The sequence below is a fragment of the Salinivibrio proteolyticus genome, assembly GCF_027286365.1.
Taxonomy (GTDB): domain Bacteria; phylum Pseudomonadota; class Gammaproteobacteria; order Enterobacterales; family Vibrionaceae; genus Salinivibrio; species Salinivibrio proteolyticus.
The window spans coordinates 235294-259867 of the sequence record NZ_CP114584.1 but is presented as its reverse complement, the minus strand read 5'-3'; the positions used below and the strand labels follow the sequence as shown (position 1 = coordinate 259867).

The following is a 24574-nucleotide window of genomic DNA, read 5'->3' as shown; positions in this document are numbered from 1 at the left end:
TCCTGTGTCTGGGATTAGTGCTGCTCTAACAACTCGATGATTTGATTCGCGACCACTTTGGCGCTTTGATCATCAGTACGCACCACATAATCAGCAATTTCTTCATAAAGTGGGTTGCGCTCTTGCGCGAGTGATTCCAACACTTCACGGGGTTGATCGGTTTGAAGCAAAGGACGTTTTTTATCGCGTTGTGTACGCGCCAGCTGCTTCTCGATAGTGGTTTCTAAGTACACCACTACACCACGAGCAGAGAGACGGTTACGGCTTTCTTTACTCATGATAGAGCCGCCGCCGGTCGCTAGCACGATACCTTGCTTCTCAGTCAGGTCGTTAATCACGTTCTCTTCACGTTGACGAAAACCTTCTTCTCCCTCAACGTCGAACACCCATGCAATGTCTGCCCCAGTTCGATCTTCAATCACTGAGTCAGAATCATAAAATTCCATGTGAAGTTGTTGAGCGAGATGACGACCAATTGTGCTTTTACCAGCCCCCATAGGGCCTACCAAAAAGATATTTCGTTTTTCAGCCATTTTAAGCAATTTTACGCGCGGTTAAATAAAACAACACCGCCCGCAGGCTTGATGTAGAAAAGCCCGAGGCGCCAATTCCTCACAGATAATTCGTGATCAGACTAAAAATTATCTCAGGACAGTGGCCCCTTTGGCAACACCTAACCTACCCTGTGACGATTTTAGGGGTCACAAAGATCAGAAGCTCGCGTTTTGCATGATCTTTCAGACGGTGTTTGAACAGATTTCCAAACAGCGGAATATCCCCGAGTAATGGCACCTTGGTTTCTTTGTTAATCATGGTGTGTTGGAAGATCCCTCCCAGCACCACCGTTTCACCATTCCGCGCCAATACCTGCGTATTAATGCGCTTGGTACTGATCGACATGGCCTCCCCTTTACCTGCCACCACCGACTTCTCTGGCATATCTTGGGTGACTTTCAAATCCAGCACTAACTCATTCTCTGGGGTAATTTGGGGCGTCACGGTAAGGCTAAGTACTGCTTTTTTAAACGACACCGCCACAGCACCGCTGGAAGAGGCTTCGAGATAAGGTAACTCTGTCCCCTGCTCGATATATGCCGCTTTTTTATTGGTGGTGATTAAGCGCGGGCTCGATACAATTTCTGCTTTGTTTTCACTTTCCAGCGCCGATAACTCGAGATCCAGCAATAAATCACTGCCCAATTTAGCCACTTGTAGTGCCAGACTTGACGCGGCAGGGTTGGAGGCGGCCAAGTTCACATTCAAAAAATTGTCCACCGGCAGAGAATCATTGCCCGATCCGGTTAATGCCTCGTCATCGGAATTGTACATGTTACGGTCCCACATCAGGTTGCTTTCTATCGAAGAGCCGATACTGGTTGAACCGTTGCGATTTAAAATCCCCCAGCGCACTCCCAGCTCATCGACAGACCCCTCTTCAACCGTGACAATCCGCGCTTCAATTTCAACTTGCTTCACCGGCACATCCAAGTGGCGGACCAAGGTGCGAATACGGGCTAAATTCTTTTGATTATCTTTAATGATCAACGCATTGGTGCGCTCATCCAGCGACACCGCCCCGCGAGGAGACAGTAAGCTGACCCCTTCGCCTTGGCCTTTGATCAGGGCGGCGATATCACTGGCTTTGGCATAGTTCACCGTGAGTACTTCTGAGGTCAGAGGCAGTAAGGCATCGGCCTGCTGACGCATTTCGAGTGCTTGCTTTTCTTGTGCCATCAGCTCAGCGCTCGGAGCAACGAGCATCACTTGTCCCCGTTGGCGCTTATCCAGTCCCTTCACACGCAAAATCACATCCAATACATCTTGCCAAGGCACACCATCAATGCGCATGGTGATGTTGCCTTGTACCGAGTCCGAAGTCACAAGGTTAAAATCATTCTGTTCAGCAATCAGCTGCAACACGGTACGGACCGGAATGTCTTGGAAGTTAATCGAGATCGCCGCCCCTTTTTGCGCTAAGGCCGTCGCAGAAGGCGCTTTTTTTGCCGCAGAGACGCGGATGGTCAACACCTTTCCTTGCTGCTGATAATCAAAATCCACGGCCTGCTCAGCACGCAGTACAATGCGAGCACTCTCAGGGGCCTGAAAGGTCTCAATCTCAGTCACTGGGGTCTGACGGCTGCGAGTATCGAGAACCGCAAGTAATGCCTGTTTTAGCTGTACATTCGGCAAGCGTAGCGTAACTTGCTGAGGGATGGGTTGACGAAAGTCAGCCGTTACCGCGGCATCAGAAAACGTCAGCGAGACCTGAGCATCACCATTATCTAGACGCTTCACTGCGATATCAGTCAGCATACTCTTTGCGGCAACCTGCACTGAACCCAGGCTGAACATCAGTACCAGCAGTATGAGCCAGACTGGGCGAACGCTTTGCGAGAACGTGCGGGAAAGGTAAGGGCGTATCATCATATTGGTATCCTAACTACGGCAAAGTTGATTCCATCGACAAGGTAACAGTGCGAAGCTGCCAACACCCCAAGCCATCCGGCAGGGCTTCTTCAATGGCGACCTGGTGTGCATTCACGGCCACTACACGGCCACGGTTCTCGCCTAAATGCGCACCTTCACTGACTTGAGTGATGGTGCCATCAGGACGTGCAATTAAGGCTTGTTGCTGTGCGCCTTTGGTTAAGCTGCCTTTCATGGCAAGGCTTGCCAGTGGAAATTGCTCAAGCGGCTCTAAAGGCCGTTGTAAATTGGGCTGCCAACAGTCACCCGTTGAAGCCTGTCCACCTGTATTGATGGCTGGCAGCACAAAGGGATCCCGCTGATCAGCGACAAAGGCTATCGATTGGTAACTTGGCGGAGGGGGAATGCGGGTCGCCATGACTTGCGCACTGGCTTGGGTTTGTTGCATAAAACGTTCGATATCACTGTGGTATCTATCACAGCCGACCAAACTCAACCCAAATAACAACACCAAAAGACGCTTCACTGTAAGGCCTCCTTGTCGGTGGTAATGCGTTCACCGGTATAACGATATGTGGTCGCAGACACAGACAGCAGCAAGGGCGCATGAATGTCATCGGTTTCAGTACGGGTTAAAACAAAATCTTGCAGCGACACCAAGCGCGTCATGGCAGCAATATCCGCGCTGAATGCACCGATAGAGGCATAATCACCGCTCAGAACAACCGTCATCGGAATAGCATCGAGCCAGCTGCCATGCTTTCTTGGTTGCCATTTCAATGTTTTGAAGCGCAACTGATGACGGATCCCAACTTCATTGACCCCAGCGAGTAATCCCGAAAGCTCTTCTTCTTCCGGCAATTGGGCAATCAAAGTGGCATATTGCTGATTTAACGCGCGTATTTGTGCCTCCACATTGGGCAGAGCCGCCACGCGATTGGCCAACAATCGATACTCGGCTTTAAGTTGTACTTCGCGCTGTGTCGCTGCCTTCAACGCCTCTTGGTTGGGTAGCCAAATCAGCAAAGCTGCGAGAACGAGTAGCGCGAACGCGCCCACCGCCCAAACGATAGCGCGGGTGGCGAGTGGCGCACTGGGGAGTTTTTGCCAATCCCACTCAGAGGGTGCGATCATGACTGCACTCCTTTGGGCTTCGGTAGCTGCGGTGTGACGTAGTCGGTCAAGCGAAAGCTTAACGTGAAGCGTTTGTTGGCGCGTTGCGATCCGGATTCGGTGATCACAGTGTCAATATCAACCTCGGTGGCTAATGCACTTTGCTCTAACGCTGCCAACAAGCTTGCCATCTCCGCATTAGATGTTACCCAGCCTTCGACCGTGACACGTCCGTGTTGTTGCGCCAAACGACTCAAATACGCCCCTTCAGGCATCACGGTTGGAATGAAATTCAGTAATGCGGTGACATTATTGCGCTGTTGTTGTAATGCGTTGACCAGTTGTAAGCGCGATTGCAGCGCGGCACGCTTTTTATCTTCGCGCTCAAAAGCCTGTAAGGTGGCACGAAAATCGTTCACCCCGGCGGTTAAGCGTTGATTACGTGCCTGTTGCTCAGTCAGCCAGTGCTGCTGGACCGCGTTCACGGCACTAACCACCAGTACCACGCCCAGCACCACCAAACCAGTGTGAACCATAAAGGTGTAACGCTGAGCGCGGCGCGCTTTTTCCCGCCAAGGGAGTAGATTTATACGCATGAATACCCTCCACGCAGCGCTAATCCCAACGCAATACTGGCCTCGTCACTGATGGTGGGAGCAGTTTGATCCAACATCGCCACTGGATTTAAGCGTGTGATGGCCAGATGCTCAGACGTGAGTGTGGTAGGCCAGACGCCGCTTATCCAAACGGTGCTCAGGGGCAAGAGTCGATTGTGCTCACGCGCACGATGGCAAGCCTGATCAACATGCTGCTGTACTAAGGTGTTCGCGTGCTCTTCGCGGTGTTCGTAGCGCTCTCCTTCCCCCAAACGGCTGCGATGCTGGTAAACCTGACCATCCGGATAAAGACGAATCGCGGTGATCAAGCCACCGTGATAATGCAGCCACAGCGGCCAGTGATTAGCCTGCGCAACAGGCCGAATCGCTTGATAGACCCCGACTAACGCTTGGCTGTTAATGTCCGCCACCGAGGGCGATAAACCGACCCGCTTGAGCGCGTCTAGGGCTGGAGTGAGAGCATGACGCCGACACGCCACGACTTGATAACAGGCTTGTCCCGGCTGAACGGAAATACCGCTCATGACCTCAAAGTCGTAATACAAGGTAGCGGTATCCATGTTGAGGGCAGCACTCAGCTTTTGGCCAATCAAGGCTTCTTGCTCAATCTCATCGTCAATAAGCGGTGCCGTAATTTGCTTGGTAATCACCGCATCTTCATCCACGCCTACCACCACAGGAACGCGCAAGCGCTGATACCAAGGTAAACACGCGAGTAATCGCTTTTTTATCTCGGTCATCGGGGTCAAAAGATCGTCAGTCGCGCGATAGTGCACCTCATGATGCCCTGCGACCTGAATGCCTTGTCGATGTGCACGAACCGCAATGGCGTGAATGGTATCTCGGCCAATATCGATACCTAAAACTGCCGAATTTCGAACCATTTCGTGTTAGGCTCCCAACGTCAGCGTGAGGTCAGCATTTAGAAAACTGCCCTTCACGGCGGGTTATTTTTATTGCTGGTGCCTTTATACTACTGACGTATGGTTATTGAACGGCTCAATTGCAACAGAACGGGAAATCTCAGGTGAAGTTCATAAAGCGTCTGCTTATCTTTGCACTGGTTTGCACAGTGCTGGGAGTCACTACAATTTTCGGGTTTTACCTGTACGTAAAACCCGACCTCCCCGATGTGGCGACACTGAAAGATGTCGAGCTACAAACCCCAATGCAGGTTTACAGTGCTGACGGCAAGCTGATCTCCCAATTTGGTGAGAAGCGACGCATTCCCGTTAAACTGGAAGACATCCCTCCGCAAATGATTGATGCGCTGATCGCCACTGAAGACAGTCGCTTCTATCAACACCCGGGGATCGACCCGATTGGTATCGTTCGCGCCGCCGTGGTAGTAGCCATGTCAGGCAGTGCGAAGCAAGGGGCCAGTACTATCACCCAACAGTTAGCGCGAAATTTCTTCCTTTCCAACGAAAAGCGGATCATGCGCAAGATAAAAGAGATTTTTATCGCCGTGCATATCGAGCAATTGTTGAATAAAGACGAAATCCTTGAGCTGTACTTTAACAAGGTTTTTCTCGGCTACCGCGCCTATGGCGTTGGTGCCGCCGCACAAGTGTACTTTGGTAAGACACTAGACGAGCTGACCTTAAGTGAAATGGCGGTGATTGTCGGCCTCCCTAAAGCGCCATCCACCATGAATCCATTGTACTCCCTGTCTCGTGCTACTGAGCGCCGTAACGTGGTGCTGGCTCGCATGCTCAAAGAAGGCTACATTTCGCAGGCCGAGTATAGCCAAGCGAAAAATGAGCCGATTGTCGCGCGTTATCACGGTGCTGAAATTGAGCTCGATGCGCCTTATGTCGCAGAAATGGCGCGTGCATGGGCGGTAGAACACTTTGGCGACGATGCTTACACATCGGGCATTCGCATATACACCAGTGTGGACTCCGATATGCAACGCGCGGCCAATGATGCGGCGATGGATAACATCCTTGCTTACGATCGTCGCCACGGCTTCCGCGGTCCAGTCGCGACCTTATGGCAAGCCGCAAGCGACCGTTGGCAACACCAGCGTATTGTCGATTATCTTGCCAAGCAGCCTAGCTATGGCCCACTTGAACCTGCCATCGTGACCGAAGTGAGTGACCAATCCGCCTTAGTGGTTGGTCCTAATGGCCAAGAAATCACACTCGATTGGGCGGGGATGGACTGGGCGCGCCCTTACATTACCGATAATCGTCAAGGCCCCGCGCCCAAACACGCCAGTGATATTTTACAAAGCGGTGAGCAGGTGTGGATTCGTCGCGTTGACGATCAATGGCACTTGGCACAAGTGCCCAACGCCAATACCGCCTTAGTATCCATGTCCCCCACCACAGGGGCGATCAAAGCCTTAGTGGGTGGCTTTAACTTTGTGCATAGCAAATTTAATCGTGCCACCCAATCGGTGCGCCAAGTGGGTTCGAGCATCAAACCCTTTATCTATTCGGCGGCCATCCATGAAGGCATGACCCTTGCCACCTTGATTAATGACGCGCCCATCAACCGCTGGGATCGCAGTCAAGGCGTGGCATGGCGTCCGAAAAACTCGCCACCACGTTATGAAGGGCCACTGCGTGCTCGCCTTGGACTGGCACAATCGAAAAACGTGATGGCTGTGCGTGTCCTCCGTCGTGTTGGCTTGGACGATACCTTAGATTATCTGACTCGCTTTGGCTTTAAACGTGATGATCTCCCTCGCGCCGAAGCGATTGCACTCGGCGCAGGCAGCTTAACGCCGGTTGAAATGGCACAAGGGTTTAGCGTGTTTGCCAATGGTGGTTACTTTATGGAGCCTTTCATCATCGATCGGATAGAAACGCCCTTCGGTGAAGAAATTTATCGTGCTAACCCATCGGTGATTTGCGATGACTGCGAAAAGCCGATGGAGAAAGCAGACCCCTTCAACGAGCAGAATTTGCTGACCGATAACAGCGAAGAATCGCCACAGCCCGCCAAACAAGTTATTGACGAGCAAAATGCGTTCTTGGTGCGCGAAATGATGCAGAGCAATATTTGGGGCGGCGGCGACTGGCGCTATGGCACCGGTTGGAATGGCACCGGCTGGCGCGCACAAGCGCTGAAACGACGGGATATCGGCGGTAAAACCGGGACCACCAACGACTCTAAAGACACTTGGTACACAGGTTATGGCCCGGGTATCGTCACCACGGTATGGGTCGGCTTTGATGACCACTCACGTGAATTAGGGCGCACAACCCGCAACAGCAACTTGAATGACGAGCAGCAACCGATTCGTGGGGCCGAGTCTGGTGCCAAAACCGCTGGGCCCGCATGGATAGACTTTATGCAAAAAGCCCTTGCGGATGTGCCAGAACAAAGCAAGGTGGTGCCACCGGGTATCGTGAAGGTACGCATTGATCGTGAAACCGGTTTGCTCACCCGCAAAACCGACCACACCTCGATGTTCGAGTACTTTATTAAAGGGACAGAGCCAACCGAATATGTCTCATCCCAGCCTAGCGGCACCATTTATGAAACGGAGACCGAATCGTTGTTTTAAACGACAGTATCCGTGACGATTGAACTGACCCCCAATGTTGGATATCCAGTATTGGGGGTTCTTTTTATCCTGCGTTTAATGCGGTAGGTTCAGCACTTAACGGCGTGTCCATGACCGCGACCATATGCTCACGGATCACTTCAGCCAATTGTTCATAGCGCCCTCGCAATGGTGAACCGGGCCGATAATCTAAGGTGATCTGCCGTGTCGGGGTTGGCGACGTGGTGGGAATATAGGCCACGCCATCACGTCGCTGTGCAGGGACGGATAAGCGAGGGAGTAAGGTGATACCACTGCCCGCCGCGACCATATTGCGGAGTGTTTCTAAACTGGTGGCACGAAAACGCTGATCCTCGCGCGCGCCCACTTTAAAACAAAATCCCATCGCTTGGTCACGTAAGCAATGACCATCGCCCAGCATTAACAAGGTCTCTCCTTGCAGGACATCTAACGCCACCTCAGCACATCCTGCAAGCTTATGCTCCTCACTGACCGCCAATAACATTGGCTCTTCATACAATGGCAGCTCTTTCAAATGCTGGGTTTCTTCCACAGAAGCCAAGATGATGCAATCGAGTTTGCCTTCTTCCAATTGCTGTACCAACTGCTGGGTCTGACCCTCGTGAATAAACAGCTCCAATTCTGGAAAACGGTCGCGCAACATGGGAATGATCTTCGGCAACAGATAAGGGCCGACGGTCGGGATCAGGCCAATATGTAGGGGACCCGTCATACTTTCCCCTTGTTCACTGGCCAATTCGGTCAAAATTGTGACTTCTCGCAACACGTTACGTGCCTGCTGTACTAACCTCATACCCGCATCCGTGAACAACACACGACGACTGGTGCGTTCTAACAAACTCACGCCCAGCTCATCTTCCAGCTTACGAATCTGTCCGCTCAAGGTGGGTTGGCTAACAAAACACGCTTCGGCCGCTTTGCGAAAGTGGCGGTGTTCGGCCAGCGCCACCAAGTATTCCAAATCACGAATATTCATTGCTGTCTCTTCTATAGGAGAAAACTATCAAAACCATAGCATCAAGCGATTAGAGCTATCAATCTTCTTTCGCGATACTACATCCATCAAGACACGGCGAGTCAGACACATGCCGTTGACAGTTAACGACCAAATCAAAAGGGGAAACCATGTTTGCATCAAAAGAAGGCCAACCAGTACCACAAGTTACCTTCCGTACTCGCGAAGGCGACCAATGGAAAGACGTTACCACCGATGACATTTTTGCCAATAAAACCGTGATTGTATTCAGCCTGCCGGGTGCGTTTACACCGACCTGCTCATCCTCGCACCTGCCGCGCTATAACGAGCTATATCCGGTGTTCCAACAGTACGGCGTTGATGACATTGTCTGTGTGTCTGTCAACGACACCTTTGTGATGAACGCCTGGAAAGCCGACCAAGACGCTGACAACATTCATGTCCTGCCTGACGGCAACGGCGAGTTCACTGATGGTATGGGAATGCTGGTCGACAAAAACGATCTTGGCTTTGGCAAACGCTCATGGCGTTACAGCATGCTGGTGAAAAACGGCGTGGTCGAGAAAATGTTTATCGAACCCAACGAGCCGGGCGACCCGTTCAAAGTATCTGATGCCGACACCATGCTGGGCTACATCGCTCCTGAGCACAAACTGCAAGATTCGATCACCGTGTTTAGTAAGCCGGGCTGTCCATTCTGTGCCAAGGCCAAACAAGCCCTGATCGACGCAGGTCTTCAGTTTGAAGAAATTATTCTTGGCAAAGACGCCACCACAGTTTCTTTGCGTGCAGTGAGCGGTCGCGCCACCGTGCCACAAGTATTTATCGGTGGCCGTCATATCGGTGGCAGTGAAGAGCTCGACACCTATCTGAATCAGTAATCCGCTGTTTGGGCGGCCTCCTTGCCGCCCGTTATTTTCCCAGGAGAAAGCAATGAAAACATTAACGGTTGATGTGGCTGTGATTGGTGGCGGAACTGCCGGACTCGGTGCTTATCGCGCAGCCAAAGCACATACGGATAACGTGGTGATGATTGAAGGCGGTCCCTATGGCACCACGTGTGCGCGAGTTGGCTGCATGCCTTCCAAACTGTTAATTGCGGCGGCTGAAGCGGCGCATCATATCGACAAAGCGCCCGGCTTCGGTGTGTACCCCGGCGGCACCACGGAAATTAATGGCCGTGAGGTGATGGATCGGGTGAAACGCGAGCGTGACCGTTTTGTCGGCTTTGTACTGGAAAGTGTCGATGACATTCCCGCCCAAGACAAAATTGATGGCTATGCGCGCTTTGTAGATGATCACACCTTAATGGTCGACGATCGCACCACCATCCATGCTGATCGCATCGTGATCGCGACAGGCTCTCGTCCAAGCTGGCCGTCCGCTTGGGATCACCTTGGCGATCGTTTAGTGGTCAATGATGATATTTTTGAATGGGACGATCTGCCTGACTCGGTTGCGGTATTTGGCCCAGGTGTGATTGGCCTTGAGCTCGGACAAGCGCTGCATCGCCTCGGGGTCGAGATGACCATGTTTGGCGTCGGCGGCCAAGTGGGCCCGCTGACCGATCCGGACATCATGGCCTATGCGGATAAAACCTTTAGCGAAGAGTTTTATCTCGACGCCGATGCCAAGGTGGAAGAGATGGTGCGTGAAGGCGATAAGGTACAAATCCGTTATCGTGATAAAGAGGGCGAGAGCCAACTGCGCTGGGTCGACTATGTGGTTGCCGCCACCGGTCGTCGCCCCAATGTCGACAAGCTAAACCTCGATGCAACCAGCATCAAAGTGGATGCCCGCGGCGTGCCGGTTGCCGATAGTTACACCCTGCAAACCACGGCACCGCACATTTTTATTGCCGGTGATGCCAGTAACCAAATTCCGTTGCTGCACGAAGCGGCTGACCAAGCGCGCATTGCCGGTGACAACGCAGGCCGCGGTAAAGATATCCGTGCCGGATTGCGCCGCAGCAAACTCTCTGCGGTCTTCTCCGACCCGCAAATTGCGATGGTGGGCGAAAGCTACAAAGCAATTACCGACCGTCTCGGTCCCTGCGGCTGCTTTGAAACCGGCGTGGTGTCGTTTGAAAACCAAGGCCGCTCACGAGTAATGCTGCGTAACAAAGGCTTGTTACACGTTTATGCCGAACAAGGCACAGGCCGTTTCCTTGGCGCAGAAATGATAGGACCGAACGCCGAACACTTGGCCCACTTGTTGGCATGGGCACATCAAAACCAAATGACCATTTCGCAAATGCTAGATATGCCCTTCTATCACCCAGTGATTGAGGAGGGAGTACGTACCGCGCTGCGAGATGTGAATGCCAAGCTCAAACTCGGCCCTGAAATGATCAAACACTGCATGGACTGCGGCCCAGGCTGCTAATCCACTGCCTCTTTCGCCGACACTCGGCGCTTTACAGGCGCTGCCTGTTGCTTCCCCAAGCACTTGCTTACCTTTTGCCCTCCTCGTTGGAGGGCTTTTTTGTATCCGGCGGCCCACTGCGCCACAATAAGCTATCGCTACTACCGACCAAGAGACACCGCATGGCTTGCAAATACTGTCAGTCCGCGATTTGGCAACAAAAACTGGGACGCTGTACCCGTTGTATGAAACAACTGGCCGCCATGTGCGCGCTACTTTGGCCTCTTTGGTGGTGGGGCTATGCCGACACGCCACGGCAAGTGGAGTCGATTGCCTTGTTATTCGCCGCCGGCAGTGCCAGTGTGCTACTCACGCTGCATGTGGTGATTTACCCGTTTCGGCGCAATAAAAAACCCGCGCCAGAGCGCGGGTCGTCAGACATACCAGACGATTAATCGGCCAGATCCGTGGCTTCGTTAATCACATGGAAAATGTAGTTTTGCTCCACGGCACCTTGGAATAACCACGCCATCGGCCCACGCGCCATGATGGCCACATCTTCACCGGAGTGGGTTTCCGAACCGAGCTTAATCAAGGATTGCTGTTTGTAATCCAGCTCACGCACCTGACCTTCTTGCAAGTTTTCACGTTCACCTTTGACCGCACCCGGGCCGTTGCCATAGGTGATGGTGGTATAGGTTTTACCAAAATCATCCTGATTCAAGCGCCCTTTTTGACGTGACAAACCGAGAATCGGATTGCCCCGCTCCGCATAGCCGTTCATCACCATAGTGTGGGCATGGTCGGCGGTGACAATGATCAGGGTATCTTCTGGGTTGGTTTTCGCTAAGGCCACTTTAATGGCATCGTCGTAAGCCAACGTATCTTCTAACGCTCGCGCAGCGTTGCCCGCATGGTGAGCATGGTCGATACGTCCGGCTTCCACCATCATCACATAGCCGTCTTTGTTGCGGCTAAGCATATCGATCGCCTTGCTGGTCATGTCCGCCAATGATGGCTCATCTTGGCTTTCACGGCGATCCGCTTCGTATTTCATGTGGCTGCTTTCAAACAAACCAAACACGCGTGAGGTGGTCGCCGGATCGATGGCATCAAAACCGGATTTATCGAAAATATATTGACCATCAGGGTAACGGTTTTGCCATGCCTCAATCAGGTTGCGTCCATCTTTACGCTTGCCCTTTTTGCCCTCAGGATCGACGCTATCGGCAGGAATAAATTCACGCCGTCCGCCACCGAAAGCCACCTGAAATCCCTCACCAGCATCAAAGTCGACAAACTGGCTGGCGATATCGGTACAGCCTTGGTTTTTGGCAATGTTGGGTAACTTGCTATCGTTTTCCCAATTGCGATCCGCACTGTGCGCGTAGGTGGTGGCCGGGGTGGCGTGGGTTAAACGAGCGGTTGAGATTAAACCCAGCGCTTTGCCCTTCTCGCCCGCCATTTCAAATAAGGTTTTCGCTTCGTTACCCTTGGCGGTACTGCAAAAACCACGCTGGACATTATCGTCAACACTAATAACCCCGGCTTTGGTTTTCACCCCAGTGACCATCGCCGTCGCGGTCCCAGCCGAGTCAGGCGTTTGCATGTCAGTGTTATAGGTTTTTGCTAGTGCAACATGCGGCAGGCTTTCCATGCCAAGGCGGTTTTCCTCACCGGTTTGTCCTTGCTGCTGGCCCTGATAAATCCGCGCCGCTGTGATTGTCCCCACACTCATGCCATCACCGACAAAGAGGATCACGTTTTTGGCTTTGCCCGTAATTGGTGGGTTCGCTTTAGCGGCCGCCAAGGCGGCTTGTGCGTCTTGGTACCATACATCATTTTGTTGAGGCACTGCCGCCTGTGCAGTTGCCGCTAATAAGGCTGAGGCCACTGCGGCCGTCACGGTTGTTTTCACCACAAAATCTCCATCATTAACGAGAAAACGCGGGCATGATGGTCATTGCACGTGACGCTTCTGTGACAAACCGTACAATGTAACAATTTGTAAGCCACTCAATTTGATGAAGTTTTTATGACACCGATAGGTAAAAAGGCTGCGACTTAGTCAGCACACAGCCTTTAGGAGGGATAACGACGACGCTGATAGCGTCAGGCAATAGACGATGTCACCCTACTCCAGCGTAGAGAAGGTCGAAATCGTGGCTGGCCCAGCAATGTTATAGGTCAGAGCCACTTCGTCACAAGCGTGAAAGCGCGGACAGATATCACAATCTTTCATCACTTTCTCAGGCAGTTGCGATTTCGACACTGAGGTAAAGCCCAACTGGGTGAAAAACTCGGGCACCCGAGTGAGGACAAAGACTTGCTCAATCGCCATTTGCTTGGCTTTTTTAATCAAGTGCATCATCAACGCGGTACCGTGACCTTGGCGCTGCCAGCCTGCTTCGACCCCTAAGGAGCGAATTTCTGCCAGCCCTGAGTCGTAAATATACAGCGAGCCGCAGCCGGTCAAATCCCCTTGATGCTCGGAGACCGCAAACAGGCCAATATTGCGCACCAATTCATGGCGGTCTCGAGGTAAGTTCTCCCCCAACTTCGCCCAATACACCACCATGCCTTCGATGGTATCGAGGTCGGTGAGCCTTGCCGAGCGCACCGTGACTTTAGGGGTAAAGCGCTTATCCAAACGCTTTTGTGCTTCTTGAATAGCAAAGCTGACCTGCTCGGGCGCGACCCCACCGAGTGCCCGACGCTGAGCCAAGCAGGATTCAATCGTGAGCATGGCATACACATCATCTTCAATCACCGGTGAGAATTGCTGCAAGGTTTCTAGCGGCAGCGCTTCCAGCGCACACCCTTGCTCAATGGCTGACACCACCGCCACGCCAACAATATGGTGGGCTTCACGGAACGGGATCCCTTTGCTCACCAAATAATCGGCCAGCTCGGTCGCATTGGCATGACCTTGCTGCGCCGCTTGCAAGGTTTTGTCTTTGTGAATGGTGATACCTTCAAAACACAACGCGGCCATATCTAAGCAGTCATGCCACGTGTCCATCGCATCGAAGAGCCCTTCCTTGTCTTCTTGCATATCCTTGTTATAAGCCAGTGGCAAGGCTTTGACCGTCATCATCATCGCCGACAAGGTGCCATACACGCGGCCGGTTTTGCCGCGGATAAGCTCTAGCGCATCGGGATTTTTCTTTTGTGGCATCAGCGAGGAGCCTGATGTCACCGTATCGGCCAGCTCGATAAACCCAGACTCGCCCGAGTTATAGAAGATCATATCTTCAGCCATCCGTGATAAATGCAGCATCGAAATTGACGCTGCAGACAGCATTTCCATCACATGATCACGGTCCGAGACTGAGTCAAGGCTATTACGGGTGGCCCGCTCGAAGCCCAGTTGTTGTGCCAAGGCATCGCGGTCAATCGGGTACGCGGTACCCGCCAGCGCACCGGAGCCTAACGGGCAGGTATCCAGACGATTAAGCGCGTCTTGTAAGCGGGTAGTGTCGCGCTCAAACATCTCCAGATAGGCCAAACACCAATGGGCAAAGGTCACTGGCTGAGCACGCTGCAAGTGGGTGTAGCCGGGCAGCACGGTATCATGGTGTTGGCTGGCCACATCCACCAGCTGCTGCTGAAGCTTGTCGAGAGACAGCAAGATTTGCTGGCCTTGCTGACGACACCAGAGTTTGAGATCCGTGGCAACCTGATCGTTGCGTGAGCGTCCGGTGTGAAGCTTTTTGCCCAAATCCCCGACTTTATCGATCAGTTGCTGCTCAACCCAGCTGTGAATATCCTCGGCCTCTGAGCGTAAGATTTGCTTCGGGTTTTCCATCACCGACAGCTTGAGCTCATTGAGCGCAAGCTCCAATTGCTGTTGCTCGTCATCACTCAGCACGCCCACTGAACGCAGGGCTTTCGACCAAGCAATGGAGCCCACAATATCTTGCTCTGCTAGGCGATAGTCAAAGCGCAGTGAATCATTAAACGCTTGAAACCGTTTGTCTGCTGCTTGACTAAAGCGTCCGCCCCATAATGCCATGCTGTCTCTCCTTACTGCTCACGATGCTTTTTTAATTAGGATTGTTTTTGTTTGTTCAGCGTCCGAATCCGGCTCGACAGCGAATACAAACGGATAAAGCCTTCGGCATGGCTGTGATCGTAGACATCGTCATCACCAAAGGTGGCAAAGTCTTCCGAGTACAGGCTATTGGTTGAACGCTTTTGTACCACTGTCGCTTGGCCTTTATAGAGTTTGATCACCACCTCGCCCGTTACCGGCGCGGCAAGGGAATTGGCAGCGGCAAGAATAGACTGGCAAAGCGGGGTAAACCAACGCCCATCATAAATCAGGTGAGAGGCTTTTAAACCGAGCTCCTCACGGAACTGATAACTCTCTTTATCTAGCACCAATTGTTCAACACCGCGCAGCGCTTCCATGATGATGGTGCCACCCGGGGTTTCGTAGCAGCCGCGGGATTTCATCCCCACCAAACGGTTCTCAACGATATCAATCCGTCCTACCCCGTGGGCGGCACCTTTGTCGTTCAGCAGCGTTAGCACGTCATAAGGCGACATGGATTCACCATCGACCGAGACCACTTCCCCGCTTTGTACTCCCAAGGTGACAAACTCGGGCGTATTGGGCGCCTCTTCCGGCGCGACAGTCCATACCCAGCAATCTTGGTTAGCCGCAGTCCAAGTGTCTTCCAGTACACCGCCTTCGGTTGAGACGTGCCAAGCATTGGCATCACGTGAATAAATTTTCTCAAGGCTCGCCGTGCAGGGAATATCACGGGCGGCCAAGTAATCGAGCAAGGCTTCACGACTGGTGAGATCCCACTCCCGCCACGGCGCAATCACTTTCAGTTGCGGCGCCAGCGCAGAGAAGGTGCTCTCAAAACGAACCTGATCGTTCCCCTTACCGGTACAGCCGTGGCAAAGTGCATCCGCTCCAACCTCTAGGGCGCACTCGACCTGCGCTTTGGCAATGATCGGACGCGCCATCGAGGTACCTAGAAGGTATTTGCCCTCATACACCGCACCGGTTTTCAGGCTGGGGTAAATATACTCCGCCACCATTTCGTGTTTCAGATCGGCGATAAAACACTGTGATGCCCCGGAAGCGAGCGCTTTTTGCTCAATGCCTTCGAGCTCTTGTTCGCCTTGACCGACGTCGGCAACAAAGGCCACCACCTCACAGTCATAATTTTCTTTTAGCCATGGAATGATGGCCGAGGTATCCAATCCACCCGAATAGGCCAGTACAACTTTATTTACCTTGCTCATCTTGCTCTCCTTAAATCCTGATGTGACGGGTCGACGGTTTCGTCGCGTCGTTATACGTCTTATTAACTGGCGCTAAACCGAGTGCCGATTTGCTGGCCATCGAATAATTGAGTGAGTTTTTCTGGGTAACGCCAGGTGGCAATCTCCACCGGTTTACCCAGTTCGCGGGCGGCGGCAAACGCCGCGTTGACCTTGACCACCATGCCATCGGTGATCACGCCTTTTTCCATCAAGTGCTGCGCATCTAACTCGGTCAGGCAAGGCAGCAAGTGCCCTTTGCCGTCTAATACGCCGCTGACATCCGACAGCAACACCAGCTCCGCCCCGAGAGTGGTTGCCACCGCTACCGCCGCTTGGTCGGCATTGACGTTCATCAGCTCACCTTGGTCACTGATGCCAATCGAGCTAATAATGGGGACACAATCCGCGGCCAATACCGCCTGCAACAGGCTAGGATCACCGGCACTGGCTTCCCCCACTGCACCTAGCTCGGAGTCCAGTTGGCTGACCTGACACAAGCCGCCATCGGCCAAGCTCAAACCACAGCTTTTAATCTTCGCCTTACGCGCTTCGGCGAGTAGCAGCTTATTCGCCGTCCCGGCTAAGGCACCGGTGACATAATCAATCTGGTCGACTGGCGTGACCCGTAAGCCTTGTTTTTTCACACTGGTGAGGGCGAGTTTTTTCAGCAGTTCATCAACCAAGTAGCCGCCACCGTGCACCAGCACTAGCGGACGCTCTGCCTCACTGCGATAGGTGTTCATCGCGCCGAAAACCTTGGCGAGGGTCTCGCTGCAGCTCAGTGCCGCGCCGCCTAACTTAATCACTAATGGCGTTTTCATCCGTTTCTCCTAGACAATCGCTGTGGTTTCGGCAAAGCCAAACTTAAGGTTTAAACACTGCACGGCTTGGCTGGCCGCGCCTTTGAGTAAGTTATCAATCGCACTGGTGAGGATCAGATGCCCATGCGCGGCCTGATAGCCTATGTCGCAAAAGCCGGTGTATTGCACCGCTTGTAGCTTGGCCACCTCGCCGGCTGGGAGCACCCGTACCAGCGGCGCCTCTTGGTAGGCGTGAGTGAGTGCCTGCCCCACCTCCGCCTCACTAATACCTGGTGCTAATTTGGCGGTAATGGTGGCAAGAATGCCGCGTTTGTAGCTGCCAAGGTGCGGGGTGAAAATCACCGGCGTATCTAGGTGTGCGGCAATCTCTGGCTGATGACGATGAGAAAACACTCCGTAGGCATGCAAGCTCACTTCGCAAAAACTGTTGGTCAGGCTCGCTTTGCGCCCCGCGCCCGTCACGCCGCTGGTGGCATTGATCACCGGCCACATTTGTTTATCCAACAAGCCTGCATCCAGCACAGGTTTGAGCGCTAATTGACTGGCGGTGGGGTAACACCCAGGTACGGCGACCAGCTGCGCTGCAGATAATGCTTCCTGTTGCCACTCCGCCAAGCCATACACGGCTTGCTCAAGCCATGTCGGTGACTGATGCAAAAAGCCGTAATTGGTAGGATAAAAATCAGCTTGATTGACCCGATACGCCCCCGACAAATCAAACACCACGCAACCTTGAGCCAGAAAAACCGGCGCCAATGCATGACTGACCGCGTGCGCGGTGGCTAAAAACACCACATCGGCTTGCTTGGCGACATCCTGTGGCGAGGACAGCGGCATCAGTGGCATATCCACCACGCCACGCAGTTGACCGTGCAACGCGCTCACAGGACGATTAGCGTCTTCACTACCTGCCGAGACATATAAACCGGCCAAGTGCAATTGCGGATGGCGATGGACAAGGGCGACAAGCTCGGCTCCTGTGTAGCCACTGGCACCGACAATAATGGTGTTAAGTGTCATGGGTGTCTCTCTTTATAGGTGTTTAAGGCGTGCTGCGGGGCAGCAGAGTATCGAGGGCGTAGCCGATAGCCACGCAAAGCAGGCTAGCGTCGTCGAGCAGAAAGGGCGTTGTGTTTGGCAGCGAGTGGCATCATGGTCAACTCTCAAAAAAATATTTTTATTCATAAATAGTGAATGATTATTTTTTATCGCATTCCCGTTTAGCCGTCAACCCCAAAAAGCGTAAAAAATCACTTTTAATGTCTATTCATTCATATTAGAGCAATAATTCCATCTAACCATGCAAATAATACTGCTGCTATTCACGAGAAAGTCGCGATACGGCGGGCGCGGAGAAGCCCTCGGGAGGATGGCAAACCTGAAAGCTGAAACTTTTTTTCAGCTTTTGGGGTAGCTCTATGATAAGCATCAAATCCGGCGGCCAGTTTTCGCGCTAATTTGCGGTTAAGTTGACCCGATCGCGCAATATTCGCTAGATTGGTTCTTTACAGTCACAGTAGGATGTAACTTTGTTACAGAATGGATACGCTATGAACGAAAAGTACTCTGCCTTAAAAAGCAATGTCAGTATGCTTGGCCGTCTGCTGGGTAACACCATCCAAGATGCCCATGGTCCAGCACTCCTAGAAAAAGTTGAGGAAATTCGTCAGCTCTCAAAATCGGCTGCCGCTGGCAATCAGGATGATCATGCTAAGCTGAAAACCGTGCTGCAAAACTTGCCGGCTGACCAACTGCTTCCGGTCGCCCGCGCCTTTAGCCAATTTTTGAATCTGACTAATATCGCCGAGCAATATCACACCGTCTCGCGTCAATGCGACGCGCTGGAGTGCAGCCCGGATGCTATCGACGATTTACTCCGCCGTGTCAGCCAAGGTGAGATTAATGCCAATGACGCGCAACAAGCGATCGCCGATTTAAAAATTGAGTTAGTCCTGACCGCTCACCCAACCGAAATCGCACGCCGTACCACCATTCATAACTTGGTGCAGATTAATAAGTGCTTATCGAAATTAGAGCTCAGTGAACATTTGGGGGCGGCAGAGCGTGCCAAAACGGAGAAACGTCTTGAGCAGTTGATTGCACAAGCATGGCACACCGATGTGATTCGCCAAGAGCGACCAACTCCGCTTGACGAAGCCAAGTGGGGCTTCGCGGTGATTGAAAATTCATTATGGCAAGCAGTGCCCGCATTTTTACGCCAATTCGATCAGCAGCTTGAGAGCCACTTAAACATCAACTTGCCCATTGATGCCAAGCCAGTACAAATTTCCTCTTGGATGGGCGGCGATCGCGACGGCAACCCGTATGTCACCAGCGAGGTCACCCGTGAAGTGATGCTGCTTTCACGCTGGAAAGCCGCCGACCTGTATTTGCGTGATGTGCAAGATCTGATCAGCGAACTGTCGATGACTCAGTGTGATGACACCGTGCGCGAGATGGCCGGCGAGGCGCACGAACCGTATCGCGCGATCTTGAAAACGCTGCGCAGTCAGCTCAATCACACATTAAGTTATTTAGATGCCAAGCTGAAAGGCGAACGCACGTCATCACAGGGCATTCTGACCGACACCCAGCAGCTGTGGCAGCCATTACTGGCGTGTTATCAGTCACTCCACCAATGCGGCATGGGCATTATTGCCGACGGCAAGTTGCTTGATTTGCTTCGCTGCGTGCAATGTTTTGGCGTTCACTTAATCAAGCTCGATATTCGCCAAGAAAGCACTCGTCATGCCGATGTGCTCTCAGAAGTGACCCGCTATTTGGGGATGGGCGATTACGCGCAATGGAGCGAGCAAGACAAACAAGCCTTCTTGATCCGTGAATTGTCCTCGAAACGGCCGCTATTACCCCGTGATTGGACCCCGTCGGATGACGTCAAAGAAGTGATCGACACCTGCCGGGTGATTGCCCAGCAGCCGCGTGAAGCGCTGGGTGCCTATGTGATTTCAATGGCGAGGACCGCCTCGGACGTGCTGGCGGTACATTTGATACTCCAAGAAGCCGGCTGCCCATTCCGCATGGATGTGTGCCCGTTATTCGAAACCTTGGACGACCTGAACAACGCGGAATCAGTCATTGGCGAGCTCATGGCGATTGATTGGTACCGTGGCTTTACTCAGAACTTCCAAATGGTGATGATAGGCTATTCGGACTCAGCTAAAGATGCCGGGGTGATGGCAGCCGGTTGGGCGCAATATCGCGCCATGGAAGCGCTGGTCAACTTATGCGATGACCAAGGGGTTGATTTAACTCTCTTCCATGGCCGTGGCGGCACCGTAGGCCGTGGCGGTGCGCCCGCCCATGCCGCCTTGTTGTCACAGCCCCCTCGTAGTTTAAAAGGTGGCCTCCGTGTCACCGAACAAGGCGAGATGATCCGCTTTAAACTGGGGCTGCCCGATGTCGCGGTCAACAGTTTGAACCTCTACACCAGCGCCATTTTGGAAGCTAACCTGCTACCACCACCAGAGCCCAAACAAGAGTGGCGTGCGCTGATGGATACCTTGAGTGACATTTCTTGCCAAGCCTATCGCGATGTGGTTCGCGGCCATGAGCAATTTGTGCCTTACTTCCGCTCCACCACACCAGAGCTTGAGCTCGGTAAGTTACCACTGGGCTCACGCCCTTCTAAGCGCAACCCGCAAGGCGGGGTGGAAAGCTTACGGGCAATTCCTTGGATTTTCGCCTGGAGTCAAAATCGCCTCTTACTTCCGGCTTGGCTAGGGGCTGGACAAGCGATCGATCATGCCATTTCCAAAGGCCATAAAGCCCAGCTAGAAGAAATGTGTCGTGAGTGGCCATTCTTCTCCACCCGGCTTGGCATGCTGGAGATGGTGTTTACCAAAACCAACCTCGATATTGCCAAGTACTATGATCAGCGCTTGGTCGATGAGAGCCTCTGGCCGTTAGGTGAATCCTTGCGTGAGCAATTACGCCAAGATATTCAGGTTGTGCTGGCAGTGGAAAATAGCGACAACCTGATGGAGCAAAACCCATGGGGCGCTGAAGCGATTCGCTTACGTAATATTTATGTTGAGCCGCTCAATATGCTGCAAGCCGAGCTGTTATACCGTACACGGCAATCGGAACAAGGCGATCAGTCACTCGACGATGCCTTGATGATTTCCATTGCGGGGATTGCCGCGGGGCTGCGCAATACCGGTTAATCCTTGATAGTAGAGCCGTACCCTAGGGTGCGGCTTTTTTGTCTTGGCACATGAACGACGCTGAGGAAATTCTGACCACAGACTTTTTTATGCAAAGCCGCAGCTAATGCTTGCTGTTGCATTGATAATATTATTACTATTGAAGGTCGCACTGACGCGACCCAACAACGCAAAGGAATTGCCATGAAAGACGAAACCCTCTCGATTCATCACGGCTACCAGACCGACCCCACCACCAAATCGGTGGCAACGCCCATCTATCAAACCGTCGCTTACGAGTTTGACAATGCGCAACATGGTGCTGACCTGTTTAATCTTGATGTGCCGGGCAATATCTACTCACGGATAATGAACCCGACCAACGACGTGTTGGAGCAACGGGTGGCGGCATTAGAAGGCGGTATTGCGGGACTGTGTGTCAGTGCCGGTGCGGCGGCCATCACCTATGCGATTCAAACCCTCGCCAAAGCCGGTGATAACATCGTCGCCACACCACAGCTTTATGGTGGCACCTATACCTTGTTTGCCCACATGCTCCCCGAGCAAGGCATCGAGGTGCGTTTTGCCGCGAGTGACGACGCCAGTGCGATTGAGGCGCTGATTGATGACAACACCAAAGCAGTCTATTGCGAGTCGATTGGTAACCCGGCCGGCAATATCGCCGATATTGAAGGCTTAGCCAAGGTTGCCCATGCGCATGGGGTCCCTTTGGTGGTCGATAATACCGTGGCCACACCGGTTTTGTGTAAACCGATTGAGCATGGGGCCGATATCGTGGTGCACTCACTCACCAAGTACATTGGCGGTCATGGCACCACCCTTGGCGGTATGATTGTCGATGGCGGCACCTTTGACTGGGTAGCACATCAAGCCCGATTCCCGCAATTCTCACAACCGGAGCCTGCCTATCACGGCGTGGTTTATAGTGAGACGTTTGGCCCAGCCGCATTTATTGCCCGCGCACGTACGGTGCCGCTACGTAACAGTGGCGCGGCACTCTCGCCGATGAACGCTTTTATGTTGATGCAAGGGTTAGAAACCTTGAGCCTGCGTATGGAGCGCCATTGCGAGAACGCCAAAGCCGTGGCCGATTACCTAGCCAATCACCCCGCCGTGGCGTGGGTGAACTATGCCGGCCTTGAAACGCATCCGCATTATTCGCGTGCCCAAACGCTGATCCGCGGTGGATTGCCCGCGTCACTGTGGTCGTTTGGCTTAAAAGGTGGCTTTGATGAGGGTGTGCGCTTTTACGATGCACTGAATTTATTTAAACGTCTGGTGAACATTGGCGATGCCAAGTCGCTCGCGTGTCATCCTGCTTCGACCACTCATCGTCAGTTAAACGAGCAGGAGCAGGCCGCAGCCGGCGTCACACCAGAAATGATCCGTCTTTGTGTCGGCATTGAGCATATTGATGACATCATTGCCGACCTTGAGCAGGCCTTGAGTTTGGCGAAATAACCCAAAGAAGGTTATCGCATTCCGGGCCGACCTATTGTTGTACGACTAATTGTGGATAGAAGAGATGTCACTACCCCATGTAATACTGACGGTGCTAAGCAACTGCGAGTCCACGGGTTACGATATTACCAAGGCGTTTTCCACTAGCATTAGCTATGTATGGAAAGCCAGCCATCAGCAAGTGTATCGCGAGCTTACCAAGCTCGCAGAAAAAGGGGCGGTGAGCTGCCGCTTGGAGCCACAGATGGGTAAGCCCGATCGCAAGGTCTATGCCATTACGCCGATCGGCACTGACATGTTGCAAACTTGGCTACTCAGTGAGCCAAAACTTGCCCCCGAACGGGATGAGTATGTCGCACGTCTGTTGAGCTGTGAAGTGCTCGACCCATCCCCCATGCTAGGTCATGTTAATCAGTTAATTGCCGAATCGCAGCAACTCCTCAACCATTACGCCATGATTGAGCAACGCGAATTTGGTCAAGCCAGCCCGCTTACCAATCAGCAGCGCCTGCTGCGTTTAGCCTTGCGTCGTACCATTCATCAACGCCGCGCTTGGCTGGCTTGGGCACAAGAGGTACGCGACGAATTGACTATGCTGGCGCCTCGCGAACCCTGTTCGGCATAAATTGCAAACCACACAACACGCAACCTCAAAACGCCCCATTGTGGGCGTTTTTTTATGAGACAGCGGCAAGCGGACGCACGCCCAAGGTATGACATAAGGCATAGGTGAGCTCGGCACGATTCAAGGTGTAGAAATGGAAATCTTTCACCCCTTCCCGACTGAGGACACGCACCATGTCGATCGCAATCGAGGCCCCAACCATCTGACGCGTAACAGGATCATCCTCTAGGCCTTGGTATTGTTTGTGCATCCATTGCGGCACGCGCACATTGGTCATCTTGGCAAAGCGCGACGCCTGCTTAAAGTTGGAGACCGGCAAAATCCCCGGCACAATTTCGACATCAATGCCCGTCGCCACACAGCGATCACGAAAGCGCAAATAGCTTTCGACATCGAAGAAAAACTGAGTAATCGCCCGGCTGGCTCCCGCATCCACTTTGCGCTTGAGGTTAATTAAATCCGCTTGGGCGCTTTTCGCTTCTGGGTGCACTTCGGGATAAGCGGCGACCGAAATATCAAAATCATGCTCTTCTTTGAGCAAGCGCACCAAATCAACCGCATACATATCGGGCTTTTTCTCTGGCGAGGGCAAGTCACCACGCAACGCCACAATGTCACGAATGCCGTTTTGCCAATAGTCGCGGGCAATATGACGCAGCTCGTCTTCACTGGCGTCAATGCAGGTCAAATGTGGCGCCGCGGCGATACCCGTTTGTTCATGAATACTTTTCACAATGTCGTGGGTGCGATCGCGCTCGCCTGAATTGGCGCCGTAGGTCACTGACATAAATTTAGGTTTGAGCGCTTTTAAGCGATGCACGGAGTTCCAAAGTGTCTCCTCCATGGTTGGGGTACTCGGCGGAAAAAACTCAAATGAGACGTTAATGTCGCCATTTAGGTCAGCAATGTTCTGATTCAGTGCATCAATGTGGCCCGCGTGCGTGTAGCTCATACCCTCTCCCTGCAACCAATATGGTGTGTGCGATGATGTGTGTTTTGATTTATACTTTTAGACGTCCATATGTCTAAAGATTGGCGTTATCCGGCGAGAATGTCAACGATACATTAATGAAAAAAACTCATAATGTTATGAATCAGGCCGTCGGGATAAGTATGGTGGAAAAGCCGTCGATGCGTGGCAGAAAAAAGGCTGCTCAACGCA

General features: G+C 52.7%; 20 protein-coding genes. 7 read left to right on the top strand and 13 right to left on the bottom strand.

Annotated features, from left to right (window positions below; translation table 11 throughout):
- Window positions 1-14 precede the first annotated feature (14 nt).
- The 6 genes from aroK to pilM all read right to left on the bottom strand — a co-directional run bounded on the left by aroK (window position 15) and on the right by pilM (window position 5041).
- Window positions 15-533 carry a shikimate kinase AroK gene (aroK, locus tag N7E60_RS01240; protein WP_069589875.1) on the bottom strand — a complete coding sequence of 173 codons (519 nt, stop codon included), beginning with the start codon at window positions 531-533 and terminating at the stop codon, window positions 15-17.
- Window positions 534-678: 145 nt separating this feature from the next.
- Complete coding sequence (locus N7E60_RS01235; RefSeq protein WP_108743819.1) at window positions 679-2424, bottom strand: type IV pilus secretin PilQ; 1746 nt, start codon at window positions 2422-2424, stop codon at window positions 679-681.
- Between the two features lie 16 nt (window positions 2425-2440).
- Window positions 2441-2953 (bottom strand): pilus assembly protein PilP, encoded by a 513-nt coding sequence (locus N7E60_RS01230; RefSeq protein WP_077455115.1) that lies wholly within the window; start codon window positions 2951-2953, stop codon window positions 2441-2443.
- Window positions 2950-3561, bottom strand: coding sequence for a type IV pilus inner membrane component PilO (locus tag N7E60_RS01225; protein WP_269597926.1), 612 nt, complete (start codon window positions 3559-3561; stop codon window positions 2950-2952). Before N7E60_RS01225 ends, N7E60_RS01230 begins: the two co-directional genes overlap by 4 nt.
- Complete coding sequence (locus N7E60_RS01220; RefSeq protein ID WP_269597925.1) at window positions 3558-4136, bottom strand: PilN domain-containing protein; 579 nt, start codon at window positions 4134-4136, stop codon at window positions 3558-3560. The genes N7E60_RS01225 and N7E60_RS01220 overlap by 4 nt, the downstream gene beginning before the upstream one ends.
- Entirely contained in the window at window positions 4127-5041 is a 915-nt protein-coding gene (gene pilM, locus N7E60_RS01215; RefSeq protein ID WP_269597924.1) for a pilus assembly protein PilM, read from the bottom strand. The genes N7E60_RS01220 and pilM overlap by 10 nt, the downstream gene beginning before the upstream one ends.
- A gap of 143 nt (window positions 5042-5184) precedes the next feature.
- Between pilM and N7E60_RS01210 the strand changes: the two genes are divergently transcribed.
- Window positions 5185-7677 (top strand): penicillin-binding protein 1A, encoded by a 2493-nt coding sequence (locus N7E60_RS01210; protein ID WP_269597923.1) that lies wholly within the window; start codon window positions 5185-5187, stop codon window positions 7675-7677.
- A 64-nt stretch (window positions 7678-7741) separates the two neighbouring features.
- Here N7E60_RS01210 and oxyR read toward each other — a convergent pair whose 3' ends face one another.
- On the bottom strand, window positions 7742-8674 hold the full coding sequence (gene oxyR, locus N7E60_RS01205) for a DNA-binding transcriptional regulator OxyR (RefSeq protein ID WP_269597922.1): 933 nt from the start codon (window positions 8672-8674) through the stop codon (window positions 7742-7744).
- A 149-nt stretch (window positions 8675-8823) separates the two neighbouring features.
- Here oxyR and N7E60_RS01200 point away from each other — a divergent pair, with 149 nt between their 5' ends.
- The 3 genes from N7E60_RS01200 to N7E60_RS01190 all read left to right on the top strand — a co-directional run bounded on the left by N7E60_RS01200 (window position 8824) and on the right by N7E60_RS01190 (window position 11493).
- The gene (locus tag N7E60_RS01200; RefSeq protein WP_077455110.1) at window positions 8824-9555 is read left to right on the top strand and encodes a glutathione peroxidase; all 732 of its coding nucleotides are present in this window, start codon (window positions 8824-8826) and stop codon (window positions 9553-9555) included.
- Between the two features lie 52 nt (window positions 9556-9607).
- Window positions 9608-11059, top strand: coding sequence for a dihydrolipoyl dehydrogenase (locus N7E60_RS01195; RefSeq protein ID WP_269597921.1), 1452 nt, complete (start codon window positions 9608-9610; stop codon window positions 11057-11059).
- A 161-nt stretch (window positions 11060-11220) separates the two neighbouring features.
- Window positions 11221-11493: a DUF3624 domain-containing protein gene (locus N7E60_RS01190; protein WP_077640964.1), complete on the top strand. Its 273-nt coding sequence runs from the start codon at window positions 11221-11223 to the stop codon at window positions 11491-11493.
- Here N7E60_RS01190 and N7E60_RS01185 read toward each other — a convergent pair.
- The 5 genes from N7E60_RS01185 to argC form a co-directional block, all read right to left on the bottom strand.
- On the bottom strand, window positions 11490-12959 hold the full coding sequence (locus N7E60_RS01185; protein ID WP_269597920.1) for an alkaline phosphatase: 1470 nt from the start codon (window positions 12957-12959) through the stop codon (window positions 11490-11492). The genes N7E60_RS01190 and N7E60_RS01185 overlap by 4 nt on opposite strands.
- A 213-nt stretch (window positions 12960-13172) precedes the next feature.
- The gene (gene argH / locus N7E60_RS01180) at window positions 13173-15053 is read right to left on the bottom strand and encodes an argininosuccinate lyase (RefSeq protein WP_269597919.1); all 1881 of its coding nucleotides are present in this window, start codon (window positions 15051-15053) and stop codon (window positions 13173-13175) included.
- Window positions 15054-15088: 35 nt separating this feature from the next.
- Window positions 15089-16300 (bottom strand): argininosuccinate synthase, encoded by a 1212-nt coding sequence (locus tag N7E60_RS01175; protein ID WP_069589858.1) that lies wholly within the window; start codon window positions 16298-16300, stop codon window positions 15089-15091.
- 62 nt (window positions 16301-16362) lie between these two features.
- The gene (gene argB / locus N7E60_RS01170) at window positions 16363-17142 is read right to left on the bottom strand and encodes an acetylglutamate kinase (protein WP_269597918.1); all 780 of its coding nucleotides are present in this window, start codon (window positions 17140-17142) and stop codon (window positions 16363-16365) included.
- Window positions 17143-17151: 9 nt separating this feature from the next.
- Window positions 17152-18162: an N-acetyl-gamma-glutamyl-phosphate reductase gene (gene argC, locus N7E60_RS01165; protein WP_269597917.1), complete on the bottom strand. Its 1011-nt coding sequence runs from the start codon at window positions 18160-18162 to the stop codon at window positions 17152-17154.
- Window positions 18163-18692: 530 nt separating this feature from the next.
- On the opposite strand from argC, the gene ppc reads away from it, so the two are divergent.
- The 3 genes from ppc (at window position 18693) to N7E60_RS01150 (ending at window position 23412) form a co-directional block, all read left to right on the top strand.
- Window positions 18693-21326: a phosphoenolpyruvate carboxylase gene (ppc, locus tag N7E60_RS01160; RefSeq protein ID WP_269597916.1), complete on the top strand. Its 2634-nt coding sequence runs from the start codon at window positions 18693-18695 to the stop codon at window positions 21324-21326.
- A gap of 183 nt (window positions 21327-21509) precedes the next feature.
- Complete coding sequence (locus tag N7E60_RS01155) at window positions 21510-22787, top strand: O-acetylhomoserine aminocarboxypropyltransferase/cysteine synthase family protein (RefSeq protein WP_269597915.1); 1278 nt, start codon at window positions 21510-21512, stop codon at window positions 22785-22787.
- A 64-nt stretch (window positions 22788-22851) separates the two neighbouring features.
- Entirely contained in the window at window positions 22852-23412 is a 561-nt protein-coding gene (locus N7E60_RS01150; RefSeq protein ID WP_269597913.1) for a PadR family transcriptional regulator, read from the top strand.
- Window positions 23413-23464: 52 nt separating this feature from the next.
- Here the strand turns inward: N7E60_RS01150 and metF are convergent, their stop codons facing one another.
- A complete protein-coding gene (metF, locus tag N7E60_RS01145) occupies window positions 23465-24364 on the bottom strand; it encodes a methylenetetrahydrofolate reductase (protein ID WP_069589847.1) in 900 nt (299 codons plus the stop codon).
- Window positions 24365-24574: the final 210 nt, after the last annotated feature.

Excerpts from the sequence above, each read along its gene's own strand:
- pilM (WP_269597924.1), bottom strand. The coding sequence starts at position 5,041 with ATGGTTCGAAATTCGGCAGTTTTAGGTATCGATATTGGCCGAGATACC.
- N7E60_RS01155 (WP_269597915.1), top strand. The coding sequence starts at position 21,510 with ATGAAAGACGAAACCCTCTCGATTCATCACGGCTACCAGACCGACCCC.
- N7E60_RS01195 (WP_269597921.1), top strand. The coding sequence starts at position 9,608 with ATGAAAACATTAACGGTTGATGTGGCTGTGATTGGTGGCGGAACTGCC.
- oxyR (WP_269597922.1), bottom strand. The coding sequence starts at position 8,674 with ATGAATATTCGTGATTTGGAATACTTGGTGGCGCTGGCCGAACACCGC.
- N7E60_RS01190 (WP_077640964.1), top strand. The coding sequence starts at position 11,221 with ATGGCTTGCAAATACTGTCAGTCCGCGATTTGGCAACAAAAACTGGGA.
- N7E60_RS01150 (WP_269597913.1), top strand. The coding sequence starts at position 22,852 with ATGTCACTACCCCATGTAATACTGACGGTGCTAAGCAACTGCGAGTCC.
- N7E60_RS01200 (WP_077455110.1), top strand. The coding sequence starts at position 8,824 with ATGTTTGCATCAAAAGAAGGCCAACCAGTACCACAAGTTACCTTCCGT.
- aroK (WP_069589875.1), bottom strand. The coding sequence starts at position 533 with ATGGCTGAAAAACGAAATATCTTTTTGGTAGGCCCTATGGGGGCTGGT.
- N7E60_RS01235 (WP_108743819.1), bottom strand. The coding sequence starts at position 2,424 with ATGATACGCCCTTACCTTTCCCGCACGTTCTCGCAAAGCGTTCGCCCA.
- N7E60_RS01220 (WP_269597925.1), bottom strand. The coding sequence starts at position 4,136 with ATGCGTATAAATCTACTCCCTTGGCGGGAAAAAGCGCGCCGCGCTCAG.
- argC (WP_269597917.1), bottom strand. The coding sequence starts at position 18,162 with ATGACACTTAACACCATTATTGTCGGTGCCAGTGGCTACACAGGAGCC.
- ppc (WP_269597916.1), top strand. The coding sequence starts at position 18,693 with ATGAACGAAAAGTACTCTGCCTTAAAAAGCAATGTCAGTATGCTTGGC.
- metF (WP_069589847.1), bottom strand. The coding sequence starts at position 24,364 with ATGAGCTACACGCACGCGGGCCACATTGATGCACTGAATCAGAACATT.
- N7E60_RS01175 (WP_069589858.1), bottom strand. The coding sequence starts at position 16,300 with ATGAGCAAGGTAAATAAAGTTGTACTGGCCTATTCGGGTGGATTGGAT.
- argB (WP_269597918.1), bottom strand. The coding sequence starts at position 17,142 with ATGAAAACGCCATTAGTGATTAAGTTAGGCGGCGCGGCACTGAGCTGC.
- N7E60_RS01225 (WP_269597926.1), bottom strand. The coding sequence starts at position 3,561 with ATGATCGCACCCTCTGAGTGGGATTGGCAAAAACTCCCCAGTGCGCCA.
- argH (WP_269597919.1), bottom strand. The coding sequence starts at position 15,053 with ATGGCATTATGGGGCGGACGCTTTAGTCAAGCAGCAGACAAACGGTTT.